General features: G+C 64.5%; 20 protein-coding genes and 1 riboswitch. Of the genes, 10 read left to right on the forward strand and 10 right to left on the reverse strand.

The window, feature by feature from the left end:
* Positions 1-390 precede the first annotated feature (390 nt).
* The gene (uvrB, locus tag ENJ37_05335) at positions 391-2,409 is read left to right on the forward strand and encodes an excinuclease ABC subunit UvrB (protein ID HHL39909.1); all 2,019 of its coding nucleotides are present in this window, start codon (positions 391-393) and stop codon (positions 2,407-2,409) included.
* Positions 2,410-2,571: 162 nt separating this feature from the next.
* Here the strand turns inward: uvrB and ENJ37_05340 are convergent, their stop codons facing one another.
* Both ENJ37_05340 and ENJ37_05345 read right to left on the reverse strand, forming a co-directional pair.
* Complete coding sequence (locus ENJ37_05340) at positions 2,572-4,677, reverse strand: PAS domain S-box protein (protein HHL39910.1); 2,106 nt, start codon at positions 4,675-4,677, stop codon at positions 2,572-2,574.
* 258 nt (positions 4,678-4,935) lie between these two features.
* Positions 4,936-5,484: a DJ-1/PfpI family protein gene (locus ENJ37_05345; GenBank protein ID HHL39911.1), complete on the reverse strand. Its 549-nt coding sequence runs from the start codon at positions 5,482-5,484 to the stop codon at positions 4,936-4,938.
* Positions 5,485-5,629: 145 nt separating this feature from the next.
* Positions 5,630-5,744: riboswitch (TPP riboswitch) on the forward strand.
* Positions 5,745-5,847: 103 nt separating this feature from the next.
* On the opposite strand from ENJ37_05345, the gene hydG reads away from it, so the two are divergent.
* The 6 genes from hydG to thiC all read left to right on the forward strand — a co-directional run bounded on the left by hydG (position 5,848) and on the right by thiC (position 11,126).
* Positions 5,848-7,233 carry a [FeFe] hydrogenase H-cluster radical SAM maturase HydG gene (gene hydG / locus ENJ37_05350; protein ID HHL39912.1) on the forward strand — a complete coding sequence of 462 codons (1,386 nt, stop codon included), beginning with the start codon at positions 5,848-5,850 and terminating at the stop codon, positions 7,231-7,233.
* A gap of 85 nt (positions 7,234-7,318) precedes the next feature.
* The gene (gene thiS, locus ENJ37_05355) at positions 7,319-7,519 is read left to right on the forward strand and encodes a sulfur carrier protein ThiS (protein ID HHL39913.1); all 201 of its coding nucleotides are present in this window, start codon (positions 7,319-7,321) and stop codon (positions 7,517-7,519) included.
* A gap of 166 nt (positions 7,520-7,685) precedes the next feature.
* Positions 7,686-8,411, forward strand: a complete 726-nt coding sequence (locus ENJ37_05360; protein ID HHL39914.1) for a thiazole synthase — start codon at positions 7,686-7,688, stop codon at positions 8,409-8,411.
* A gap of 16 nt (positions 8,412-8,427) precedes the next feature.
* Entirely contained in the window at positions 8,428-9,198 is a 771-nt protein-coding gene (gene lgt / locus ENJ37_05365; GenBank protein HHL39915.1) for a prolipoprotein diacylglyceryl transferase, read from the forward strand.
* 2 nt (positions 9,199-9,200) lie between these two features.
* On the forward strand, positions 9,201-9,839 hold the full coding sequence (gene thiE / locus ENJ37_05370; protein HHL39916.1) for a thiamine phosphate synthase: 639 nt from the start codon (positions 9,201-9,203) through the stop codon (positions 9,837-9,839).
* Between the two features lie 9 nt (positions 9,840-9,848).
* Entirely contained in the window at positions 9,849-11,126 is a 1,278-nt protein-coding gene (thiC, locus tag ENJ37_05375; protein ID HHL39917.1) for a phosphomethylpyrimidine synthase ThiC, read from the forward strand.
* A 93-nt stretch (positions 11,127-11,219) separates the two neighbouring features.
* On the opposite strand, the gene ENJ37_05380 is transcribed toward thiC, so the two are convergent.
* From ENJ37_05380 to ENJ37_05395, 4 genes are all read right to left on the reverse strand, one after another.
* Positions 11,220-12,689: a diguanylate cyclase gene (locus ENJ37_05380; protein ID HHL39918.1), complete on the reverse strand. Its 1,470-nt coding sequence runs from the start codon at positions 12,687-12,689 to the stop codon at positions 11,220-11,222.
* A gap of 38 nt (positions 12,690-12,727) precedes the next feature.
* Entirely contained in the window at positions 12,728-13,411 is a 684-nt protein-coding gene (gene thiE / locus ENJ37_05385; protein ID HHL39919.1) for a thiamine phosphate synthase, read from the reverse strand.
* A gap of 343 nt (positions 13,412-13,754) precedes the next feature.
* Positions 13,755-15,185: a sigma-54-dependent Fis family transcriptional regulator gene (locus tag ENJ37_05390; GenBank protein ID HHL39920.1), complete on the reverse strand. Its 1,431-nt coding sequence runs from the start codon at positions 15,183-15,185 to the stop codon at positions 13,755-13,757.
* On the reverse strand, positions 15,182-16,267 hold the full coding sequence (locus ENJ37_05395) for a PAS domain S-box protein (GenBank protein ID HHL39921.1): 1,086 nt from the start codon (positions 16,265-16,267) through the stop codon (positions 15,182-15,184). Before ENJ37_05395 ends, ENJ37_05390 begins: the two co-directional genes overlap by 4 nt.
* Positions 16,268-16,519: 252 nt before the next feature.
* Between ENJ37_05395 and ENJ37_05400 the strand changes: the two genes are divergently transcribed.
* The 3 genes from ENJ37_05400 (at position 16,520) to ENJ37_05410 (ending at position 18,866) form a co-directional block, all read left to right on the forward strand.
* Complete coding sequence (locus ENJ37_05400) at positions 16,520-17,227, forward strand: DUF4388 domain-containing protein (GenBank protein ID HHL39922.1); 708 nt, start codon at positions 16,520-16,522, stop codon at positions 17,225-17,227.
* A 113-nt stretch (positions 17,228-17,340) separates the two neighbouring features.
* The gene (locus tag ENJ37_05405) at positions 17,341-17,967 is read left to right on the forward strand and encodes a hypothetical protein (protein ID HHL39923.1); all 627 of its coding nucleotides are present in this window, start codon (positions 17,341-17,343) and stop codon (positions 17,965-17,967) included.
* 95 nt (positions 17,968-18,062) lie between these two features.
* The gene (locus ENJ37_05410; GenBank protein ID HHL39924.1) at positions 18,063-18,866 is read left to right on the forward strand and encodes a HAMP domain-containing protein; all 804 of its coding nucleotides are present in this window, start codon (positions 18,063-18,065) and stop codon (positions 18,864-18,866) included.
* A gap of 256 nt (positions 18,867-19,122) precedes the next feature.
* Here the strand turns inward: ENJ37_05410 and ENJ37_05415 are convergent, their stop codons facing one another.
* Genes ENJ37_05415 through ENJ37_05430 form a run of 4 tightly spaced genes read right to left on the reverse strand, consistent with a single transcriptional unit; the run spans position 19,123 to position 21,914 of the window.
* Entirely contained in the window at positions 19,123-19,233 is a 111-nt protein-coding gene (locus ENJ37_05415) for a rubredoxin (protein ID HHL39925.1), read from the reverse strand.
* A gap of 42 nt (positions 19,234-19,275) precedes the next feature.
* Positions 19,276-19,596 (reverse strand): hypothetical protein, encoded by a 321-nt coding sequence (locus tag ENJ37_05420; protein HHL39926.1) that lies wholly within the window; start codon positions 19,594-19,596, stop codon positions 19,276-19,278.
* Complete coding sequence (gene mtnA / locus ENJ37_05425; GenBank protein HHL39927.1) at positions 19,593-20,645, reverse strand: S-methyl-5-thioribose-1-phosphate isomerase; 1,053 nt, start codon at positions 20,643-20,645, stop codon at positions 19,593-19,595. Before mtnA ends, ENJ37_05420 begins: the two co-directional genes overlap by 4 nt.
* Positions 20,646-20,696: 51 nt before the next feature.
* On the reverse strand, positions 20,697-21,914 hold the full coding sequence (locus ENJ37_05430; GenBank protein ID HHL39928.1) for a molybdopterin molybdenumtransferase MoeA: 1,218 nt from the start codon (positions 21,912-21,914) through the stop codon (positions 20,697-20,699).
* Positions 21,915-22,129 lie beyond the last annotated feature (215 nt).

A 22,129-nucleotide genomic window follows, 5' to 3' on the forward strand; every position in this document is an offset into this window, starting at 1 on the left:
ACTCGGTGCAACGTCTCACGACCAAACCATTTTACATGATTTGGTCCGATTTGGTTAGCCATTACCAAAGTTTTTGGAGGGAGTCTGAGGGAACCTTTTTACAAAAAGGTTCCCTCAGTGCAATTAATCATAGTTTCCCTAAACCCGTCCTTGGCCCGGCGGCCGGGATGGGTTATAATGTTTTCTGGGGAAATTCGTCTTCGAGGGTAGCGGCCCGCCTTTCCGCCAACCCCTTGTCGTTCGTTACGCAGCGGCGGCCGGCGGGTTCGGACCGCAAAGGCGTAAAGAGACCCCGCCCGGCGCGGGCGCCACGGAGACGACGGTCCCAGGGGGAGTGGGAAATCTTGTCTTGAAGGAAGGGTGAACTATAAGAATCGCCGGTCATCGACCATGAAAAAGACGACAGCAGGGGCAAGGGCTCCCTTCAGGATGGTCACCGACTTCACGCCCAGGGGGGATCAGCCGGCGGCCATAGAGGCGCTGCTCAGGGGTCTCGACGACGGCCGCCGTCACCAGGTGCTTCTCGGCGTGACGGGATCGGGCAAGACCTTCACCATGGCCAAGGTCATCGAGGCCGCCGGCAGGCCGGCGCTCGTCATGGCGCCCAACAAGACGCTTGCGGCCCAGCTCTTCGCCGAACTGCGCGAGCTCTTCCCCCACAACGCCGTCGAATACTTCGTTTCGTACTACGACTACTACCAGCCCGAGGCCTACATACCGACGACCGACACCTACATCGAGAAGGACTCGTCCATAAACGAAGAGATCGACAAGCTGCGCCACTCGGCCACCCACTCGCTGCTCACCCGCCGCGACGTCATCGTCGTCGCCTCGGTCTCGTGCATCTACGGCATAGGCTCGCCGGCCGACTACGGGGCCATGCACCTCTACGTGGAGAAGGGGATGGAGATCGGCCGTGACACGGTGCTGCGCCGTCTGGTGGAGATGCAGTACAAGCGCAACGACACGGACTTCCACAGGGGCACCTTCCGCGTGCGCGGCGACGTGGTCGAGGTCTTCCCTGCCTACGAGACCGAGACGGCCCTGCGCCTGGAGTTCTTCGGCGACGAGGTGGAGCGCATCTCCGAGATCGACCCCATGCGCGGCCGGCCTGTGAGGAGGCTCGAGAAGGCGCTCGTCCACCCCGCGAGCCTCTTCGTAACCACCCGCGACAACCTCAAGCGGGCCATAGACGACATACGCGACGAGCTGCGCGCAAGGCTTGCGCAGCTCAAGGCCGAGAACAGGCTCGTCGAGGCCCAGCGCCTCGAGCAGCGCACCCAGTTCGACCTGGAGCTTCTCGAGGAGATGGGCTACTGCTCGGGCATCGAGAACTACTCGCGCCACATAACGGGCCGCGCTCCCGGCGAGCCGCCGTACACCCTCATTGACTACTTCCCCGACGACTTCCTCCTCTTCATAGACGAGAGTCACATATCGGTGCCCCAGATAGGCGGCATGTACCACGGCGACCGCTCGCGCAAGACCACGCTCGTCGAGTACGGCTTCCGCCTCCCCTCGGCCCTCGACAACCGTCCGCTCCGCTTCGACGAGTTCGAGGCCAGAACGGGACAGGTCGTATACGTGTCGGCAACCCCCGGCGAATACGAGCTCGCAAAGGCCCGGGGCGCCGTGGTGGAGCAGATAATACGCCCCACGGGCCTCATGGACCCGGAGATAGAGGTGCGGCCCGCCGCAAACCAGGTGGACGACCTGCTCGGAGAGATACGAAGGCGCGTGGAGCGCGGCGAGCGTGTCCTCGTCACAACCCTGACCAAACGCATGGCCGAGGACCTGACCTCCTACTACGCCGAGCTCGGCGTGAGGGTCAAGTACCTCCACTCAGACATAGACACGCTCGAAAGGGTGGAGATAATACGGGGCTTGAGGCTCGGCGACTTCGACGTGCTGGTGGGCATAAACCTGCTCAGGGAGGGGCTCGACCTGCCGGAAGTCTCGTTAGTGGCCGTCTTCGACGCCGACAAGGAAGGCTTCCTGCGCTCCGAGACCTCGCTCATCCAGACCTGCGGACGGGCGGCCCGCAACGTATCCGGCAAGGTCGTCATGTACGCCGACACCGTCACGGGCTCCATGAAGGCCGCCATCGACGAGACCGAGCGGCGCCGGCGCATCCAGGCCCGCTACAACGAGGAGCACGGCATAACGCCAGAGACGATCAGAAGCTCCATAAAGGACGTGCTGAGCTCCATCTACGAGGAAGACTACTACACCGTCCCCGCTGCCTCGGAGGAGACGGCGTCCTACGAGGTGCCCCCCCACGAGATACCGGCCCGCATCAAGGAGCTGCGCCGCGAGATGAACGAGGCGGCGTCGAGACTCGAGTTCGAACGGGCCGCCGAGCTGAGAGACGAAATAAGGAGACTCGAAGAGGCCGAACTCGCCCTGTAGGGTTCCCCCGGGGAAACCTTTCTGAAGAAAGGTTTCCCCGGACCCCTTCCAAAGACTTTCAATACGAGTCGGTTTCCCCCTGTCTTGCCAGGCAAGACAGGGGGAAACCGACTCGCGTTAAGAGCTTTTGGAGGGAGTCCGAGGGACAACGGTCGAAAAAGGCTATTTCACCCTGGGGTCGAGGGAGTCCTTGACGGCCTTGAGCAGCTTGGGGAGCGTGAAGGGCTTGGCCAGGAAGCTGTAGCCTTTCTTCTCCATGGCGATGAGACTCGGCTCGCTGGTCGCCGAGTATCCGCTTGTAAGGAGGATGCCTATGCCCGGTCTCTTGCTGGAGAGTTCTTCGACGAGCTCAAGTCCCGTCATGTCCGGCAGGACCACGTCGCTGAGGACGAGGTCGAAGAGTTCGTCGTCGCGGTCGAAGGCGTCGGCGGCCTCGGAGGCCTTCGAGACCGCCAGGACCCTGTAGCCGTTCTCCCTCAGGGCCTTGGCCGTATAGTTCCTCACGCTCTCCTCGTCTTCCACGAGGAGGACGCATTCGCCGTTGCCCCGAAGTCCCGCGAGTTCGCTGCGGCGCCCCCCTTCCCTCGTTCCCGCGCTCCTGCGCTCGGCCCTCGCCGGGAAGTAGAGCCTGAAGATGGTGCCCCCTCCGGGACGGCTCGCCACATCGACCCAGCCTCCATGCTCCTTCATTATGCCGTAGACGACGGAGAGCCCCAGGCCCGTGCCCTTCTCGTCGGACTTGGTGGTGAAGAAGGGCTCGAAGATGTGCTCCACCGTCTCCCTGTCCATGCCGATGCCCGTGTCCTCGACGGTTATGCACACGTACCTTCCCGGCCTCGCCTCCGGGAAGAAGCGGCACCTGTTCCTGTCGAGGTAGAGGTTTTCGGCCCTCAGCCGCAATGTGCCGCCCTCGGGCATGGCGTCCTTGGCGTTGACCGCCAGGTTCATGAGCACCTGCTCTATCTTGCGCTCGTCGCCGTTTATCTGCCAGAGCTCCGGCGGGACCTCGACGGAGAACTCGATGTTGGCCCCCATGAGACGGCGCAGCATCTTCTCCATCGTCTCGATGGTCGTCCCTGGATCCAGGCTCGAGTGGCTCGTCGAGTGCTTGCGGCTGAAGAGCAGGAGCTGGCGGGTCAGCTCCGCGGCCCGGTTCGACGCCTCCATGACCATGGCGAGGTCCGAGGCGGCCGGCCCGTCCTCGCCGATCTGGGCCATGGCCAGTTCGGTATAGCCGATGATGGTGGTGAGCAGGTTGTTGAAGTCGTGGGTTATGGCCGAGGCCAGCCGCCAGATGCCCTCCATCTTCTGGGCCTGGACGAGCTGGGCATGGATGAGCTCCTTCTCGCGCTCCGTCTCCTTGCGCTCGGTGATGTCGCGGATGATGACCATGGTGGCGTCGTTCTCGCGCCACGTCGTGGGAGCCGTCGACACCTCTGCCACGGCCCGGGAGCCGTCCTTCCGCGTAAAGGATATCTCGAACGGCCCGGCCCCGCCCGGCGCGGCCAGCAGCCGCTGCTTGAGCCCTCCCCCTTCGACGGGCCTTATGAGCTCTTCGATGTCCCTGTCTTCCAGCTCGGCCACGGTGCGACCCGTCACCGTCGCCGCCCGCCTGTTGGCGTAGAGGGTCAGGCCGGCACCGTCGATGATGATGATGCCGTCGTTGGCGTTCTCGGCCAGGGCCCTGAAGTTCTCCACGCTCTGGCGCAGGGCCTTCTCGGCGGCGGCGCGCTCGTCGGCCTCGCTCAGGTGCTGGAGCGTGCCGCTCACGATCTCGGCAAGCTCGCCGAGCTGTTCTATATCTTCCTTGGAAAAGGGCCTATCCTCCCTGGAGCAGAGACAGACAACTCCGCTCACCTTCCCCCTCACGAAGAGAGGCAGCGCCACGCCGCCGAAACAGTTGGGGTCCTGGGGCGGGGCATCTTCGTCGCCGCCGGAACGGCAATGGCGGTTGTGCTCGACCGGCCCGCCGCAGATGACGGCCCTGGCCACAGGATGGGAGCAGGCGCGGTCGCCGTCGACGACCTCTATGTTTTCGCTGGAAAGGAACTCGCCGCTCTGGCCGTGGTAGGCTACGGGTTTTATGTCGCCATTCTCGTAAAGGCCTATCCAGGCCGCCTTGCAGCGGCACCGGTCGACGAGTATGCGGCAGGTCTCCTCGAGAAAACCTTTTCTGTCGGCCCCCCTTACGACAAGGGCGGTTATCTCGGAGATGGCCCTGAGGATGCTGCACAGGCTGTCATCTCTTGAACGGGTCGAATCTTTCACAGAGTTATAGTCCGCTTGAAGCGTCGCACGAGCGCCGGCTCACCGCCGGCCGAGGCCAATCGGATAAGCACCTAAAGGGAGATTCGAGAACGCCGCGAACCCTTTGCGCGAGATGACTATGTCAATAAACTTATTGTTTCATGATGGCTGACGCTCTCACTCAATCTCCAGTGTACCAGCAAAAAAGAGACCTGTCAAATCTTATTTGTACGTGATGCACGTAAAAAAGGGGAGACTGCCACAGGGCGAGGGCGTTCTTCACAGCCTGGCGAGGACTCCCCTGTTGACCTCCGCGGCCCTGGCCTCGCCGAGGAGGATGGCGGTGAGCCTGAAGGCCATCTCCATGGCCGTACCGGGGCCTCGGCTCGTAACGAGCGTGCCGTCTACCTTGACGCGCTCGTCGCAGAGTCTTTCGCCTCTCAGCTCGCCGGCCACCGAGGGATGGCACGTTACGGTCCTTCCCCTTATGACGCCCGCAGCGGCGAGCACCGTGGGAGCGGCGCAGATGGCCGCCACCAGCGCCCCCGCGTCGGCGTGCCGTCGCAGCATGGCGCCGACACGGGCGTCCTCTCTCAGGTTTTTAGTGCCCGCGACCCCGCCGGGCAGGAAGATCGCGTCGAACGTCTCGCCGCTCACTGCGTCCAGGGACGTATCGGCCAGGACCCTTATGCCGTTTCTCCCCTCTATGGGACCGTCGACCGTACCGGCCATCACCACCTCGGCGCCTGCCCTCCTCAGGATATCGACGACCGTCAGCGCCTCGACCTCCTCGAACCCCGGCGCAAGGGGAACCGCCACTCTCTTCATGACATGACCTCCCTCTCCATAATAATTACGGCGCGAGGGCGCCGCCTCTTGGGATCAAATATTATGCCCCAGGCCGCGCCCCCTGTCAAAACGTAGGCGCCTCAATTCTCTTGACTTGCCGGCTCGCCGTTGCTATCCTTATAGACTGAAACGCTAGGGGAGCCCTGCGAGGCTGAGAGTCCCGGCTCCGCGCAGGAGGCCGGGAGACCCTGGAACCTGATCCGGATAATGCCGGCGAAGGGAAGCGGTGCTTTACGTTACGTACAGGGCCCGGGCTCACCGGGTGCCGTAACAAGCGATGTAAGCGCAAAGCCGCCTCTTCGAGGCGGCTTTTTTTCGTGGGCGTAAGGACAGACCCCGCACATGACCACGAGGTGGCCGGCGATGTTCGCCATCGACGAAGAGCGTATCCACTCCATAATCGAGGGGGCGGAGGGCGCCGAAGCCGGGACGGTAAGGGCCGTCCTCGCCAAGGCGGCCGGGGGCCGCGGCCTCGCCTTGGAGGAGGCTGCCCTGCTACTGTGCGCCGAGGACGAGGCGCTCATCGCCGAGATCACGGCGGCGGCCGACGAGCTCAAGCGCCGTGTCTTCGGCACGCGGGTCGTGCTCTTTGCGCCGCTCTACCTGTCGAACCGCTGCTCCAACGCCTGCCTCTACTGCGGCTTCAGAAGCCCCAACAGGGCGCTCGGCAGAAAGGCCCTCACCCCTGAGCAGGCCGCGGCCGAGGCGGCCGCCCTCGCCGCCATGGGACTGAGGCGGGTGCTCCTCGTCACCGGCGAGGACGGCCGCAGCGACACCGACTACATCATCCGATGCATAAGGGCCATATACGAGAAGACGGAGGTGAGGATCGTGCACGTCAACGCCGCCCCCATGGAGGCCGACGACTTCCGGGCGCTCAAGGCGGCCGGGGCGGGCGTGTACCAGTGCTTCCAGGAGACCTACCACGAGCCGACCTACAGACGGATGCACCCCCGCGGCGCCAAGAGCGACTACCGCCGCCGCCTCCATGCCATGGACCGGGCCGCCGAGGCCGGCTTCGACGACCTCGGCATAGGGGCGCTGCTCGGTCTCTACGACCACCGCTTCGACGTGCTGGCCGCCATCGCCCACTCACGCCACCTCCACGACCGCTACGGCGCCCACGCCCACACCATCTCGGTGCCGAGGCTCAACGCCGCACGGGGCGCGCCGCTGCGGGAAGCGCCTAGCCCCGTAAGTGACCGGGACCTTGAAAAGATAACGGCCGTATACAGGCTCAGCGTGCCCACGGCGGGCGTGGTCGTCTCCACCCGCGAGAGCCCGCGTCTTCGAAGCAGGCTGCTTCGCTGCGGCGCCTCGCAGATAAGCGCCGCCTCGCGCACCGACCCCGGCGGCTACACGGCGGGCGATGATACGACGCTCAGCCAGTTCTCGACGAGGGACGACCGCCCGCTCCACGAGGTCATCGCCTCGGTGGCCGCCGACGGCTGCCTGCCGAGTCTGTGCACGAGCTGCTACCGCGCGGGACGCACGGGAGAGCGCTTCGGCGAGATGACCGGCTCGGGGGCGATGAAAGAGTTCTGCCGGGCCAACGCCATCCTGACCCTCAAGGAATACGTGGTCGAACACGGGACGAACGGCGAGGGCCACCTGCTGGAGAAGACACTCCGCGAGGGTCTCGACGGCATGGGGGAGGGGCCCTTCAAGGAGGAGCTGCTTCGAAGGCTCGAGGAGATCGAGGCCGGCAAGCGGGACCTCTACTTTTAGCGCCGGCGGTGCCTTCTTGAAAAAGGGGCGCGGACCCGCGGTGAGACAAGACCGAACCGAGACCGAACGGAGCTGCTCCGGGACCATGAAGATAAGAGTCAACGGAGAAGAGCGGGAGACGGCCGAGGGGACCACCGTGGCCGGGCTCCTCGAAGAGCTCGCCGTGAAGGCGAGAGGCATAGCCGTGGACCTCAACGGCGAGGTCGTACCACGCAGCGCCCACCGCACGACGGTGCTCCGCGAGGGCGACGCCGTGGAGATAGTGCGCATGGTCGGCGGCGGCTGAGCGCCTGCCGCGGGGACGAGGGCGGAGCTCTCTTCCCGCCCGCTCCGACCCGCGGGGCGGGCCGCATCACAAGGGTCCCGCCGTTGAAGGGAACGGCCAACCAAGGAGGTGCAACCAAGTGGGCGATACGTTGAAGATAGGGAGCTACGAGTTCGGGAGCCGGCTCATGGTCGGCACGGGCAAGTACGCGGACAACGATCAGATGAAGCAGGCCCTCGCCGCCTCGGGCGCCGAGGTCGTGACCGTCGCCGTAAGGCGCGTGAACCTCGACAGGAGCGAAGAGAGCCTTCTCGATCACATCGACACCGACAGGTACACGCTGCTGCCCAACACGGCGGCCTGCTACACGGCCGACGAGGCGGTGCGCACCGCAAGGCTTGCGCGCGAGGCCCTGGAGACGGACCTGGTGAAGCTCGAGGTCATAGGCGACGAAAAGACCCTCTTTCCCGACAACGAGGCGCTGCTCGAGGCGGCGCGCATCCTCGTGAAGGAGGATTTTACCGTGCTCCCCTATACGAGCGACGATCCCGTCATGGCCAAAAAGCTCGAAGAGGTCGGCTGCGCCGCCGTCATGCCGCTGGCGGCGCCCATAGGGTCGGGTCTCGGCATACGCAATCCCTACAACATACGGATCATACTGGAGACCGTGAAGGTGCCGGTCATAGTGGACGCCGGCGTGGGCACGGCCTCCGACGCCTCGGAGGCCATGGAACTCGGCTGTGACGGCGTGCTCATGAACACGGGAATAGCGGGCGCCGGCGACCCGGTGAAGATGGCGCGGGCCATGCGGCTCGCCGTCGAGGCCGGAAGACTCGCCTTCGAGGCCGGAAGGATACCGAAGAAGCTCTACGCCACGGCGTCGAGCCCCCTCGAAGGGGTCGTCGGGACCTGAGGGGAGAGGATACGACTTGCATCCCGTACTCTTCGACTTCGGCCCCGTGCAGATACGTTTTTACGGCCTCATGTACGTGGTGGCCATCGTGGTGGGAAGCCGCCTCATAAGGTCGGAGGCGGCGCGCAAGGGCCTGGGCCTCGCCGACGACGACGTGATGAACTTCATCATGTGGACCGTGCTCGGAGGCATCGTCGGCGCGCGCATCTACTACGTCCTCTTCAACTGGAGCTACTACGGCGCCAACCCCTCGGAGATACCGGCCATATGGCACGGCGGCCTGGCCATCCACGGGGGACTTCTCGGCGGCATATCGGCGGCCTGGTACTATCTCAGGAGCCGCGGCGTGAGGTTCTGGGCCATGGCCGACGCGGCGGCGCCGGCCATAATACTGGGGCAGGCCTTCGGCCGCTTCGGCAACTTCATGAACGGCGACGCCCACGGCAGACCGACCGACATGCCCTGGGGCGTGGTCTTCCCGGAGAGCAGCATCGCGGGACGCCAGTTCCCCGGCATACCGCTCCACCCGACCATGCTCTACGAAATGGTCATAAACCTCGCCGTCTTCTGCCTCCTCTGGTTCGTACTCAGAAAACGCGACCACCGCGACGGCTTCGTCTTCGCAAGCTACGTGCTCCTCTATTCGACGGGGAGGTTCTTCGTGGAGCACTTCAGGGCCGACAGCCTCATGCTCGGGCCGCTGCGGGCCGCCCAGGTCGTCAGCATCGCCGCCGCCGCCGGCGCCGCCCTGATAATAGCGAGGAAGAGACTCTGGACGAGGAGGTGACCATGCTCGACGTCTCCATGAGGGTCTATCTCGTAACCGACAGAAAGCTCGTCCGCCATGGCGGCGGACTCGTAGAGGCCGTGGAGAAGGCCCTGAAGGGAGGGGTGAGGCTCGTCCAGCTCAGGGAAAAGGACCTCACGGGCCGCGAGCTCCTCGAGCTCGCCTGCGAGCTGCGGCGCCTCACCGAGCGCTACGAGGCGAGGCTGCTCGTAAACGACCGCCTCGACGTGGCGCTCCTGAGCCGCGCCGACGGCGTGCACCTCGGTCGCGGCTCCTTCTCGCCCAGCCAGGCGAGGGCCCACCTCCACGAAGACGCCCTCATAGGCGTCTCCACCCACAGCGTCGACGAGGCCGTTGAGGCCAGGGCCCAGGGCGCCGACTTCGTGACCCTCGGCCCCATATACCATACACCTTCGAAGGCGGCGTACGGAGAGCCCCTCGGCACGGCGGTGCTCGCACAGGCCCGAAGGCTTGTGGGGATACCGGTCTTCGCCATCGGCGGAGTGAAGCCGGAGAACGCCGCCGACGTGATAGCGGCCGGAGCCGACGGTGTGGCCGTCATCTCCGCCGTGCTGGCGGGTGACGACATGGAACGAAGCGCCGCCGCCTTGGTCGAAGCCGTGAAAGGACAGGGAGGATAGGTAGCACCCATGACGAGACTGGAAGAGGCCCGGGCCGGCAGGACCACGGCCGACATCGAAAGGGCCGCGCAAAAGGAGGGGCTGAGCCCCGAGTTCCTGCGCATGGCCGTGGCCGACGGCACGGCCGTCATAACGAGAAACACTAAGCGCCGGATCGAGGGCCTGGCCGTGGGCCGCGGGCTTCGCACCAAGGTCAACGCCAACATCGGCAGCTCCCAGGACCGTTGCGACGTGGCCGAGGAACTCGCCAAGCTGCGCGCCGCCGTCGAGGCCGGCGCCGACGCCGTCATGGACCTCTCGACCGGCGGGCCCGTAGACGAGATACGCCGCGCCGTGCTCGACGAGTCCCCCGTGCCCGTGGGCACGGTGCCCATCTACCAGGCGGCCCTGGAGGCGAAGCTTCGGCGCAAGAGCTTCGTCGAGCTCGACGCCGAAGAGATCTTCGAGATGATAGAGCGCCACGCCGACGACGGCGTGGACTTCGTGACCGTCCACTGCGGCGTCACCGCCGCGGCGCTCGACAGGATAGAGCGCGAGGGACGCATCCTCGGCATAGTGAGCCGCGGCGGAGCGCTCATGGCCGAGTGGATGAGGCGCAACAGGCGCGAAAACCCCCTCTACGAGCACTTCGACAGGCTCATCGACATCGCAAGGCGCTGCGACATGGTCTTAAGCCTCGGGGACGGGCTGCGGCCCGGCTGTCTCGCCGACGCCACCGACCGCGGCCAGATCGAGGAGCTCACCACCCTCGGCGAGCTCGCCCAGCGGGCCTATGAGGCGGGCGTGCAGGTCATGATCGAGGGTCCCGGCCACGTGCCGCTCGACCAGATAGAGACGAACATGCTCCTTCAGAAACGGCTCTGCCGCGGCGCGCCGTTCTACGTGCTCGGCCCGCTGGTGACGGACATCGCCCCGGGCTACGACCACATAACCGGCGCCATAGGAGGCGCCCTCGCCGCCGCCAGGGGCGCCGACTTCCTCTGCTACGTCACTCCGTCGGAACACCTCAGGCTCCCAACCGTCGAGGACGTGCGCGAAGGGGTCATCGCCTCGCGGATAGCGGCGCACGCCGGCGACATAGCCAAGGGCGTGTGGGGCGCCGTGGACCGCGACATAAAGATGGCCCGGGCGAGAAAGGCGCTGGACTGGAAGGCCCAGATAGAGCTCGCCTTAGACCCGGAACGGGCGGCGGCCGTGAGAGAGGCGAGCCCGCAGGACGACGACGAGACCTGCTCCATGTGCGGAAGCCTCTGCGCCATAAAGATCGACGGCGTGGCCGGAAAGTGAGTCCCCCCGAGGGAGCCTTTCGCCGCTGCGCAGACGCGAGCCGAGGGGACCGGCCCCATGGGGCCGGTCCCCTCGGCAGAAAGGCCGCCGCCCTCAGTTCCCCACCCTCACGCAGTTCTTGCCCGAGCGTTTGGCTTCGTAGAGCGCCTTGTCGGCCATGTTGACGAGGTCGTCGCCGTTGTCCATGACCACGCCTTCGGTCGGATAGGACCCTATGCCGAGGCTTATGGTGACGTGTTCCTCGATGTGGTTGGGAAGGAGCCCCGCCCGCGAGCTCTCGTCCACCACGGCCCGAAGCCTCTCGGCCTCGTCCATGGCGCCCTGCAGGTCCGTGTGGGGGAGGATGACGGCGAACTCCTCGCCGCCGTAGCGGGCGATGATGTCGGTCTTGCGGATGTTGTCCTTGAGGAGCATGGCTATGCGCTTGAGGACCAGGTCCCCCGTGCGGTGGCCGTACTTGTCGTTTATCTGCTTGAAGTCGTCGATATCGGTCATGATGAGAGAGAAGGACGTGCCGTAGCGCTCGGCCCTGTCGAACTCCTCGTCCAGCCGCTTGTAGAAGAAGGTGTGGTTGTAGAGCGTGGTGAGCTGGTCGGTTATGGCCAGCAGCCTCAAGTGCTCCTTCTCCTCGAAGACCCTCTCGAAGAGCCTGGCGTTCTTTATGGCGTGGTAGGAGTTGTTGGCCACGATCTCGCAGAACTGTATCTCCTTGTCCGAGAAGCCGTGGCAGCGCTTGTTGGTCTTGAGGAAGAGCGTGCCGAGCACCTCGTCGCCGATTATGATGGGCACCACGAGGGCGCTCATCGCCTCGCACCCCCGCACATACTCCCTCACGTGCTCCATGAGCGGGTCCTTGGCCAGGTCGTCGACCACGATGGTGCGCTTGGTGTCCACGGCGGTGCGTATCTCCGGGTAGCGCCGCAGGTCGATCTTCAGATCACTCACCTCGGGGTCGTCGTTGGTGACGAGCACGTAGCCCTCGTTGTATTTCGCTATGAGCACGATGGAGCAGCGCACGGCGTTGACCACGTCGGCCACCTTCCGCACTATGGTGGAGAGTATCTGCTGGGAGTCGAGCGTGGCGTTGACGGCCCTCGATATGGCCAGTATCTCCTCGAGGTTGCGCTTGTCGTCCTCGAGCTCGCGGTGGAAGTCGCAGATCCGCAGTTGGGCGTTTATACGGGCCACGAACTCGAGCTCGTCGACGGGCTTGGAGACGTAGTCGTCGGCGCCCCTGGTGAGGGCCTCGACTATGGTCTTCTTGTTGCTCGTGCTCGAGACGACGATGATGGCCGGCCGCCGCCGCAGCTCCAGCCTCCTCACGGCCTCGCAGACCTCGGTGCCGTTTATGCCGGGCAGCATGAGGTCGAGAACCACGAGATCGGGCTCCCAGCTCTTGACGGTGTCGAGCGCCTCCTCACCGCTCACGTCGTGCCTGATCTCGAAGCCCATGGACGAGAGGATATCCCTGTAGACGGCCGCAAGAGTGAGGTTGTCCTCGACGACGAGTATCCTCGGCGTCTCGATGTTCTTCAGGCTGCTCGATGTCGAAAGGGTATCCATGGGAGGGTTCGCTCTCTCCGGTGCCGGAAGCGACTTTCTCAGCCGCCTCCGCCCCTCTGGACGGATTCTATGATGCCGACGATGCGCTCGGTTCTTGAACGTATGTCCGGCGCCTGGAGCAAGTCCGAGATGATCGCCACCGATGAGGCCCCTTTTTCGATGAGCTCGGCCACCGACTCGGAGGTGATGCCCCCTATGGCCGTGACCGGTATGTCCACGCTTGCGGCGACGGCGGCGAGCCCGGCGGCTCCCTTCGGCCTGTGGGCGTCCTCCTTGGAGCGCGTCGGGTAGATGGGTCCGAACGCGACGTAGTCGGCGCCATCCGAAGCGGCCCGTCTCGCCTCCTCGACGCAGTGGGTGGAGACGCCGATGACGGCGCCGCCGCCCATCAGCCTTCGGGCCTCGACGAGCGGGAGGTCGTCCTGCCCCAGGTGCACGCCGTCGGCGCCGCACAGAAGCGCCACGTCGACCCTGTCGTTGACGATGAAGGGGACGTTGTACAGGGCCGTTATCCTGCGAAGCGTCCATGCCCTGGCAAGCATGTCGGCTGCGCCGAGTCCCTTGGCCCTGAGCTGGAGGACCGATGCGCCGCCCTCGAGCAGCTCCTCGGCCACCCGCTCCATCTCCGCGGGACCGACGTATGACGTGTCGACGAGGGCGTAGAGCCCGCCCGACACGCCACCGCGCCTTGTGTCAGCGATGACGTCAGTAACGATATCCATTGGATGAAAGGCTCCACCCGGCAAGAACGGAGCCCGGCACGTGCGAGCGATGTATGGGAATACAGGGCCGCGGACCGCTCAAGCCCCTCAAGCGATATTGACTCCATATCGCCGAAAGGTGGAAAAACTTTAGGGAAGCTCCGATTTATTGCACTGAGGGAACCCTTTTGTAAAAAGTTTCCCTCAGACTCCCTCCAAAAACTTTTGACGCGAGTTGGTTTCACCTCTTTTGCTGCGCAAAACAGGTGAAACCAACTCGCATCGAAAGTCTTTGAAGGGGGTCTGGGGGAAACTTTCTACAGAAAGTTTCCCCCAGGGTAATCAGTCAGAGTTTCTTTAACGTTCACCCGCTTTTTATCTTCTTCAGGTCGATCTTGAGTTCCTTGACTTTCTTGCGCAGCGTATTGCGGTTGATGCCCAGGAGCTCGGCGGCTTTCACCTGGTTGCCGCCCGTCTTCCTCAGCACGAGTTTTATGAGGGGACGCTCCATGAATGGTATGATCATGTCGTAGAGGTCCTGGCCGCCCTGCAAAGGGGTCTTCTCGATGAGCGGTTCGAGGCGTCTTGTGATGACGTCCTCCAGCGACTCGCCGGCGTTGCGTCTTTGCGGGAGGGCGAGCTCGTCGGCCGAGATGACGACGGAGGGGCTGAGGAGCACGGCCCTGCGCAGCACGTTCTCGAGCTCGCGCACGTTGCCGGGCCAGCGGTACTTCTCCAGCTCCGCCACGGCGTCCTCGGAGAGGCGCTTTCGCTCAACCGACGACTGGCGGGCGAACTTGTCGAGGAAGTACTCGCACAGCAGCGGTATGTCGCCCTTGCGCCTTCGAAGCGGGGGAAGCGTCACGGTCACGACGTTGAGCCTGTAGAGCAGGTCTTCCCTGAAGGTGCCGCGGCGCACGGCCTCCTCGAGGTCGTGATTGGTGGCGGCCACTATTCTCACGTCCACGCGCACCGGCGCGGTGCCGCCCACCCTGTAGAACTCGCGCTCCTGTATGGCGCGCAGAAGCCTCGCCTGGAGGCCGAGGCTCATGTCGCCGATCTCGTCGAGGAAGATGGTGCCGCCGTCGGCGAGCTCGAACTTGCCCTTGCGCCTCTCGGTGGCGCCCGTGTAGGCCCCGCGCTCCGCGCCGAAGAGCTCGCTCTCCATGAGCTCGCGCGGGATGGCCGCCGAGTTGACGGCCACGAAGGGTCCGTCGCAGCGCGGGCTGTTGGCGTGGATTATCCTGGCCAGAAGCTCCTTGCCCGTGCCGCTCTCGCCCTGGATGAGCACCGTCACGTCCTGCGGGGCCACCTTGGCCACGGTCTTGAATACGCCCTGTACGGCGCGGCTGCGGCCTATGTAGGTCGTCTCGTCGGAGAGCCGCTGCTTGAGCCTGTCCTTGAGGCTGCTCACCTCCCTGCGCAGCCTCACGCTCTCGAGGGCCCTGTCCACAATGATCTCGACCTCGTCGGTGTCGAAGGGCTTGGTGATGTAATCGAAGGCCCCCCGGCGGATGGCCTCCATGGTGTTCTTCATCGTCGACTCGGCGGTCATGATGACCACCGCCCCGTCGCAGTCGGTCTCCCTGAGCACGCTGAGGCCGTCCTTGCCGGGCATCCTGATGTCGAGGATCGCAAGGTCCACTCCGCCCTGCCTCAGCATCGCCGCCGCCCTCTCGCCGTCGCCGGCGGTGACAACGTCCAGGCCCTTGCCCTCGAGCAGCTCGCGCAGCACCCAGACGATCCCCTCGTCGTCGTCCGCTATGAGAACCCGTCCCTTCTTCCTGCCGCTCATTCCGACGCGCACGCCTCCGGCAGGCAGACCGTCACCTTCGTGCCGCCGCCCCTTGCCGATTCGATCCTGAAGAACCCGCCGTGCTCCTTTACGATGCGGAAGGATATGGCCATGCCCAGCCCGCTGCCTCCGCTCTTCGTGGTGTAGAAGGGGGTGAATATCTTCTCTATGTCGTCGGCCGCTATGCCGCAGCCGTTGTCGATTATATCGACAGCCACCCGCGCGTCGCCGGAGCCCTCCTCGAGCAGGTGGAAGTCGGTGACCATGCGGGTTACGACCCTCACCTCGCCATCGTCGCCGACCGCCTCCACGGCGTTCTTTACGAGATTGAGGAAGACCTGGACCAGAAGTTTCTCGTCGCCCAGCACCTCCGGCAGGCTCGGGTCGTACTCCTTCACGATCCTGAAGGGCGGTTCCTCCCCCTCCTCACCGCGCCCCAGCCCCTCGACTATGAGGAGCACCGAGTCGAGGACCTTGTGGACGTTCATGGGCCGTAAGTCGGGCTCGCGGGGCCTGGCGAAGTCGAGCACCTCGTCGAGGATGCGCGAGAGCCTGTCCGACTCCCTCACGATAAGGTCCGTGTAGTCCGAGAGCGCGGCGTCGACCTTGCGCGAGAGCAGTTGCGCCGCCCCCCTGATGCCGCCGAGCGGGTTCTTTATCTCGTGCGCCATGTTGAGGGCGAAGGCGCCCAGGTGCGCAAGCCTATCGCGGCGAAGCGTCTCCTCCTCGAGGCCCTTCTTGCCGGAAAGGTCTTTTATGAGCGCCGACGCTCCGCAGACCCTCCCCTCTTCGTCTATGACCTGGCTCGTAGTCACCGACACGGGAACCACACCGCCGCGCCTGCGCACGAGCTCGCCCTCGCGCCCCGTCAGACAGCGCCCCTCTCTCAGGGCCGCGGCCAGGATCTCGTCGATCCAGCACCACCCCTCCAGCGCCCCGGCCACCGTGCGGCCCATCACCTGGGACCTCGAGACCCCGGCCATCTTCTCGGCCGCCTGGTTGAAGACCGTCACCCGCCCCTCGGCGTCGACGGCCACCAGCCCCTCGGCCAGCCCCTCGAGTATGTTCTCCTCCAGCGACAACTACCGCCACATCCTCCTCTGCCTAAATAATAGGCATGATACCAGACCGGCGGCGCAATAGCAACCTCGAATAGCGGAAAATCTTTCTCCCCAAGGCCGGCGGCAGCGCCGGCCTTGAAAAAATGGCTTGCCAATGAAGAGGTGGAGGTATAAAATATCGCATCACAAGGATACTCCGAGACCGGCCGCGCCGGCGCGGCGGCTCTCCCCCCTCACACCACACCGTCTCTGGGATTCGGAAGGCGAAGTCAGATGGGCAAGGTCACCCACATCAACCTGCGCAACTACCTCGATCTCATGTCGAGGACCAAGAAGAACATGATTCTCGAGGTGGAGCACAAGGGCGAGAAGGGGTTTCTCTACATAGAGAACGGCAACATAGTCCATGCCCAGTCGAGCTGGGAGTCCGGCGAGGGGGCGCTCTACCGGTGCCTGTCATGGGAGCCCGAGAGCTTCAGGGAACTAAGCTGGCACCCCATAAACCGCAAGACCATGAACAAGCCCATCGGCTTCGTGCTCACCGAGGCCACGAAGTTGAAGGACGACGTGACAACGGCAATCAGGACGGCCGCGCGGGCGAGCCTTGCCGCGGGCGAGGCCGCCCCTTCCGACGGGCGCAGCCGGGTGCGCACCATACTCTCCGCCATCGAGGGCGTAAGGGGCGTAAGGGCGGCGCTTCTGATGCGTCACTCTGGCGAGGTGATAAAGTGCGCCGAGGAGTCCAGGGGCGACGAGCTCTCGTCGATAACCTCGTTCCTGGCGAACCTCGGCACGAGGATAAGGGACATACTCGGCGCAGGCCGCATGGACTTCATATGCGTCGACACGGCCGGCCGGGGCAGGATCCTCATAATGAACCTCAAGTCCTTCTACCTGGCCGTATCCATCACGGCGGACAGCTCCCTTGCGCTGATCAAGGCCGAGATATCGAGCATACTGCGCACCTGCGCCCGCGCCTGAGGCGTCCCGGACGCCGCGCCTTGAGAGAAGGCTGGACACTGCGGCGCCGACGGCACGGGCCGGGAGGTCAAGGCCCGGGTCGCCGGTGAGAGAGGAAGCGGAATAAGCAGGCCGTGAAAGAGATACTCGAGGGACTCACCCATGTCGACGGCGTCTTCGGCGCCGTACTCCACGACGGCAAGGCGCCGGTGGTACAGACGCCCATGGACGGCCTCGACGCCGAGGACGCGGCGCGCCTGGGCGAGATGATCTCCCAGGCCTTCGTCGGCTCGAAGACCATGGGACTGGACGCCGAACCGAGCCAGCTCGTATTCGCCTTCGACAGCAGGCTCGTCGTGAGTCGCAGCGTGAGCGGGGGCCTCTACCTCAACGTCTTCTGCAACTCCGGCGCAACGCTTCCATCGGTGGAGGTATCGACGAAACTGGCCGCCGCCGAGCTGCGAAGGGTCATATCCGCGCAGGCCCAGGCCACGAAGAAGAAGGCCGGGGCTTCGGTGGAGCAGGTAATGGCCGGGCCGCTGAGCTTCCCCATAAGCGGACTCCAGGACCTGCTCTGCCGCTACATAGGGCCCGCGGCGGTCATCGTCGTAAGGGAGTGCGTAAAGGAGTGGCTCGACAGGGAGAGGGCTTCGCTCAGCGGTCTTTCCCGGCTGGTCGAGCTCCTCGCAGAGGAGGTCGAGGCGGCCGACAGGCGGCGCTTCGTCTCGGAAGCCGGCAGGATCATAGAGAGCTGGAGCTGACGCAGGCCGCGGCACAAGGGGCGCCGGAAGCGGCCGGAGACCCATGGCGCCGACCGCCGGCTACGCGGACGCGCCAGCGGGAGGAGAAGAAAGACATGTTCAACACCATCCTCGGCAGAATCGTGGCGGGCTTCGCCCTCTTCATAGTGCTGCTGGCGGCCGTGCTCGCCACGACCATAGTGGTCACGAGGACCCAGCGCGACGACGGCCTTCTCGTCAACGTCTCTGGCATCCAGCGCATGCTCACCCAGAAACTGAGCAAAGACGTCCTCATCTTCGCCAACATGACCGAAAGAGGCCGCAACCAGGGCCTCGAAAAACTCCGCGAAGAGATCCTCACCACCATGAGGGTCTTCGAGACGGGACTCTTCGCCCTCAAGGACGGCGGTCCCGCCCCCATAAACCTCGAGATGACCCGCTTCCGCCAGACCCCGCCGGCGGGAACGGACGTCATAAGGGCCCAGCTCGAAAGGGTCGTCGAGCTGTGGCGGCCCTTCAAGGAGCATACGAGGAAGGTCCTCGACAGCGACGGCAAGGACCGCTACGCCGTCGACTTCGTCATAGCCAAAAACGTCCCCCTCATGAACGCCATGGACAGGGCCGTCTTCCTCTTCCAGGCCGAGGCCGAACGCAAGATCGGCCTCATCCTCAAGGTCCAGATACTGGCGGTGGTGCTCGGAGTGCTGATGACCGTAGCCGGTATTTTCATCATCAGAATGGGAGTCACAAGACCGGTGCGCGACCTCATAGACGCCGCCGAGTCGATGAGCACGGGCAACCTCAAAAAAGAAATATCCACCTCCGGCCTCCTGGAAATACGCGAACTGTCAGCCTCGCTCAACAGAATGCGCATAAGCCTCGTGAAAATGCTCGACAGACTGGTGAAACAAAGCGCCTGATACAAACCCACCACTAAAGAAATCCTCATTAAATTGCACTGAGGGAACCTTTTTGTAAAAAGGTTCCCTCAGACTCCCTCCAAAAACTTTCAACGCGACTTGGTTTCCCCTGTTTTGCTATGCAAAACAGGGGAAACCAAGTCGTATTGAAAGTCTTTGAAGGGGGTCTGGGGGAAACTTTCTACAGAAAGTTTCCCCCAGAGTAATTAATCAGGATTTCCTTTAGAGAAGGTGGAGGCTTTTTTGGGGTGGTGGGTTACTCGTTCACCTTCTCGAACTTCTCGGCCGGGGCCCCGCAGACGGGGCATCTTTCGGGCGGCTCGTCGCCTTCGTGGACGTAGCCGCACACGGTGCATCTCCACTTCATGGTTCATCTCCTTTCCGGCGGCTATTCGGCGCCGCCGTTCGTTCACCGGTTCTCTTCCTTCTCCTCCTCGTCTTCGCCGCCGTGGCGGCGTTCCTTTTCCCGCTTCTTCTCCTCCTCTTCCATCCGGTCGTAACTGTAGAAGAGGAAGTAGATGATGATGCCCACGAAGGTTACGAGCATGAAGAAGGGGTGATCGCTCCAGTACCAGGCGATGCCGCCGGCGGCGGCTATGGTGAAGCCTATCCAGTTTATGCTTCTGACCGTATCGGCCTTGAGTCGCCTTATGTAGCGGTCGGCGTAGGTGTAGAGGAGCATGATGAGCACGAAGGCGATTATGACGACGATGAAGTCGGTGAAGGTCATCGTGGCTCCTTTCCCCTGCGGCACATGGCCTTGAGAGAGCTCCTGAACGGTCTTCGCGCCACGCCGTTCTCGGTTATTACGGCCGTCACCAGCCGGTTGGGCGTGACGTCGAAGGCCGGGTTGCGCACCTTTACGCCTTCGGGGGCTACCGTCTTCGAGCCTACGCGGGTCACCTCCGAGGGGTCGCGCTCCTCTATGGGTATGTCGGCGCCTTCTGCGGCGGCGAGGTCTATCGTCGAGGTGGGCGCCGCCACGTAAAAGGGTATCCTGTGGGTTCTGGCCAGCACGGCCACCGTGTAGGTGCCTATCTTGTTTGCCACGTCGCCGTTTGCGGCTATGCGGTCGGCGCCGACGACGACGGCGTCGATCTCGCCCCTGCTCATCATCCAGCCCGCCATGTTGTCGGTAATGAGCGTAACGTCTATGCCGTCCTTCATGAGCTCCCAGGCCGTAAGGCGCGAGCCCTGGAGGAAGGGGCGCGTCTCGTCGGCGAAGACCCGTATCCTCTTGCCCGCCTCCACGGCGCCGCGCACCACGCCCAGGGCCGTGCCGTAGCCGGCGGTGGCCAGCGCCCCGGCGTTGCAGTGGGTGAGAACCGTCATGCCGTCGGCCAGCAGCGCTCCGCCGTGGCGGCCTATGGAACGGTTGCGCTCTATGTCCTCGTCGTGTATCCTCAGGGCCTCGTCGACGAGCCTTGCCTTGAGCGCGGCCACGTCGTCGCCATCGAAGGAGTCCACCACCCCCCTCATGCGCTCGATGGCCCAGAAGAGGTTCACGGCCGTCGGCCTCGTCGAGGCGAGAAGCTGCGCTATGGCGGCGAACTTCTCCCTGAAGACGGAGAGGTTCGACGTCCTCACCTTCGATGCGCCCAGGGCCGCACCCATGGCCGCGGCAACACCTATGGCGGGGGCCCCTCTGACGACCATCTCCTTTATGGCCCTGGCAACCCCCCTGTGGTCCCTGTAGGTGCGGTAGACCTCGCGGCCCGGCAGAAGCCGCTGGTCTATCATGACCACACCGTCATCCTCCCATTCCACTACCTTGAACATTCAGGAATCTCCTTTTCGCGGGGTCCTCTCCGCAGAGACGGCGGGGCCTTCTCAAGAGCCGCCGTCGAGCATCTGTACGTCCACGAGCGACCCCGCCTCCAGGGATTCGGCGTCACTGGGGACGACGACGAGGGCGTTGGCCTTCACCATCGTCGATATCATGCCAGAGCCCTGTCCCTCCAGCGGTGTCGCCGCGTAGCCGTCCTCGCCGTAGCTGACGACGGCCCGCAGGAAATTGGTCCTTCCGCGCTTCTTCTTCACGTCCCTTGTGAGCCTGGCCCGCACCGTCCTCCTCGACAGGGCGGCATGGCCCGACATCTTCAGCAGCGCGGGCCGCACGAACTGCTCGAAGGCCATGAACGAGGAAACGGGGTTTCCGGGGAGGCCGAAGGCCGGACGGCCGCCTATCGTGCCGAAGGCGAGGGGCTTGCCGGGCTTCATGGCCACCTTCCAGAATTTCATCTCCGAGCCGAGCTCGGCGAGCACGTCCTTTACGAGGTCGTAGTCGCCCACCGAGACGCCGCCAGAGCTTATTATGCAGTCGGCCGATGCGGCGGCGCGGAGTTTTTCTTCGAGGCTGTCCTTCCTGTCGCGGGCGATGCCGAGGTTCACGGGCAGGCAGCCGCACTCGATGACCTGGGCCGTGAGGGTATAGCCGTTGCTGTTCGATATCTTCCCCTCGCCGAGCGGCTCGTCGATCTCGACGAGCTCGTCGCCCGTCGAGAGCACGGCCACGCGGGGGCGCTGGAAGACGCTCACGTATGGACGGCCTACGGTGGCGAGCATGGAGACGTGGCGGGAGGTGAGCACCGTGCCGGCCGGTACTACGACGTCGCCCTCGGCGAAGTCCTCGCCGCGGCGCCTGACGTTCTCTCCCGTGCGCACCGGCCTCTTGACGGCCACCTCGCGCTCGCCCATCCTCTCGGTATGTTCCACCATGACGACGGCGTTGGCCCCGGCCGGGAGCGGCGCGCCCGTCATTATGCGCACGGCCTGCCCCTCGGCGAGCTCGCCGCGGAAGACGCTTCCTGCTGGCACGTCGCCCGCGACCTCGAGCACGGCGGGACTCTCTTCACAGGCCCCGGCCGTATCGCCGGCCCGCAGCGCATAGCCGTCCATGGCGGAGTTGTCCCAGGGAGGGTTGGGCCTCTCCGCCCTTATGTCCTCGCCCGCAACGCGGCCGAGCGCCGAGAGCAGCTCCGCCCTCTCAAGCCCCATGGGCCTTATCTCCCCGAGTATGAGCTCGAGGGCCTCTTCCACGGTCAGCATATGAAAGTCACCTCAAGGAAATTCCGACTTGCTGCAGGAAAGCAACGCCCTGCGGTTCCTCCCGATTCTGCAAGCAAAACCGGGAGGAACCGCAGGGAATTATAAATCTTTGAAGGGGGCATCTCACCCGCGCCCTGACGGCGGTTCCCCGGAGGTTCGGGCCGCGCCAGGCGGTATTTTTACGCCTTTGCGGCCCGAACCTCCGGGGAACCGCC

It is taken from the genome of Deltaproteobacteria bacterium, assembly GCA_011375175.1.
GTDB lineage: Bacteria > Desulfobacterota > GWC2-55-46 > GWC2-55-46 > DRME01 > DRME01.

Excerpts from the sequence above, each read along its gene's own strand:
- thiE (HHL39916.1), top strand. The coding sequence starts at position 9,201 with ATGCTCGACGTCTCCATGAGGGTCTATCTCGTAACCGACAGAAAGCTC.
- ENJ37_05410 (HHL39924.1), top strand. The coding sequence starts at position 18,063 with ATGTTCAACACCATCCTCGGCAGAATCGTGGCGGGCTTCGCCCTCTTC.
- ENJ37_05345 (HHL39911.1), bottom strand. The coding sequence starts at position 5,484 with ATGAAGAGAGTGGCGGTTCCCCTTGCGCCGGGGTTCGAGGAGGTCGAG.
- hydG (HHL39912.1), top strand. The coding sequence starts at position 5,848 with ATGACCACGAGGTGGCCGGCGATGTTCGCCATCGACGAAGAGCGTATC.
- thiC (HHL39917.1), top strand. The coding sequence starts at position 9,849 with ATGACGAGACTGGAAGAGGCCCGGGCCGGCAGGACCACGGCCGACATC.
- thiS (HHL39913.1), top strand. The coding sequence starts at position 7,319 with ATGAAGATAAGAGTCAACGGAGAAGAGCGGGAGACGGCCGAGGGGACC.
- thiE (HHL39919.1), bottom strand. The coding sequence starts at position 13,411 with ATGGATATCGTTACTGACGTCATCGCTGACACAAGGCGCGGTGGCGTG.
- ENJ37_05390 (HHL39920.1), bottom strand. The coding sequence starts at position 15,185 with ATGAGCGGCAGGAAGAAGGGACGGGTTCTCATAGCGGACGACGACGAG.
- ENJ37_05380 (HHL39918.1), bottom strand. The coding sequence starts at position 12,689 with ATGGATACCCTTTCGACATCGAGCAGCCTGAAGAACATCGAGACGCCG.
- uvrB (HHL39909.1), top strand. The coding sequence starts at position 391 with ATGAAAAAGACGACAGCAGGGGCAAGGGCTCCCTTCAGGATGGTCACC.
- ENJ37_05415 (HHL39925.1), bottom strand. The coding sequence starts at position 19,233 with ATGAAGTGGAGATGCACCGTGTGCGGCTACGTCCACGAAGGCGACGAG.
- mtnA (HHL39927.1), bottom strand. The coding sequence starts at position 20,645 with ATGTTCAAGGTAGTGGAATGGGAGGATGACGGTGTGGTCATGATAGAC.
- ENJ37_05360 (HHL39914.1), top strand. The coding sequence starts at position 7,686 with ATGGTCGGCACGGGCAAGTACGCGGACAACGATCAGATGAAGCAGGCC.
- ENJ37_05420 (HHL39926.1), bottom strand. The coding sequence starts at position 19,596 with ATGACCTTCACCGACTTCATCGTCGTCATAATCGCCTTCGTGCTCATC.
- ENJ37_05430 (HHL39928.1), bottom strand. The coding sequence starts at position 21,914 with ATGCTGACCGTGGAAGAGGCCCTCGAGCTCATACTCGGGGAGATAAGG.
- ENJ37_05400 (HHL39922.1), top strand. The coding sequence starts at position 16,520 with ATGGGCAAGGTCACCCACATCAACCTGCGCAACTACCTCGATCTCATG.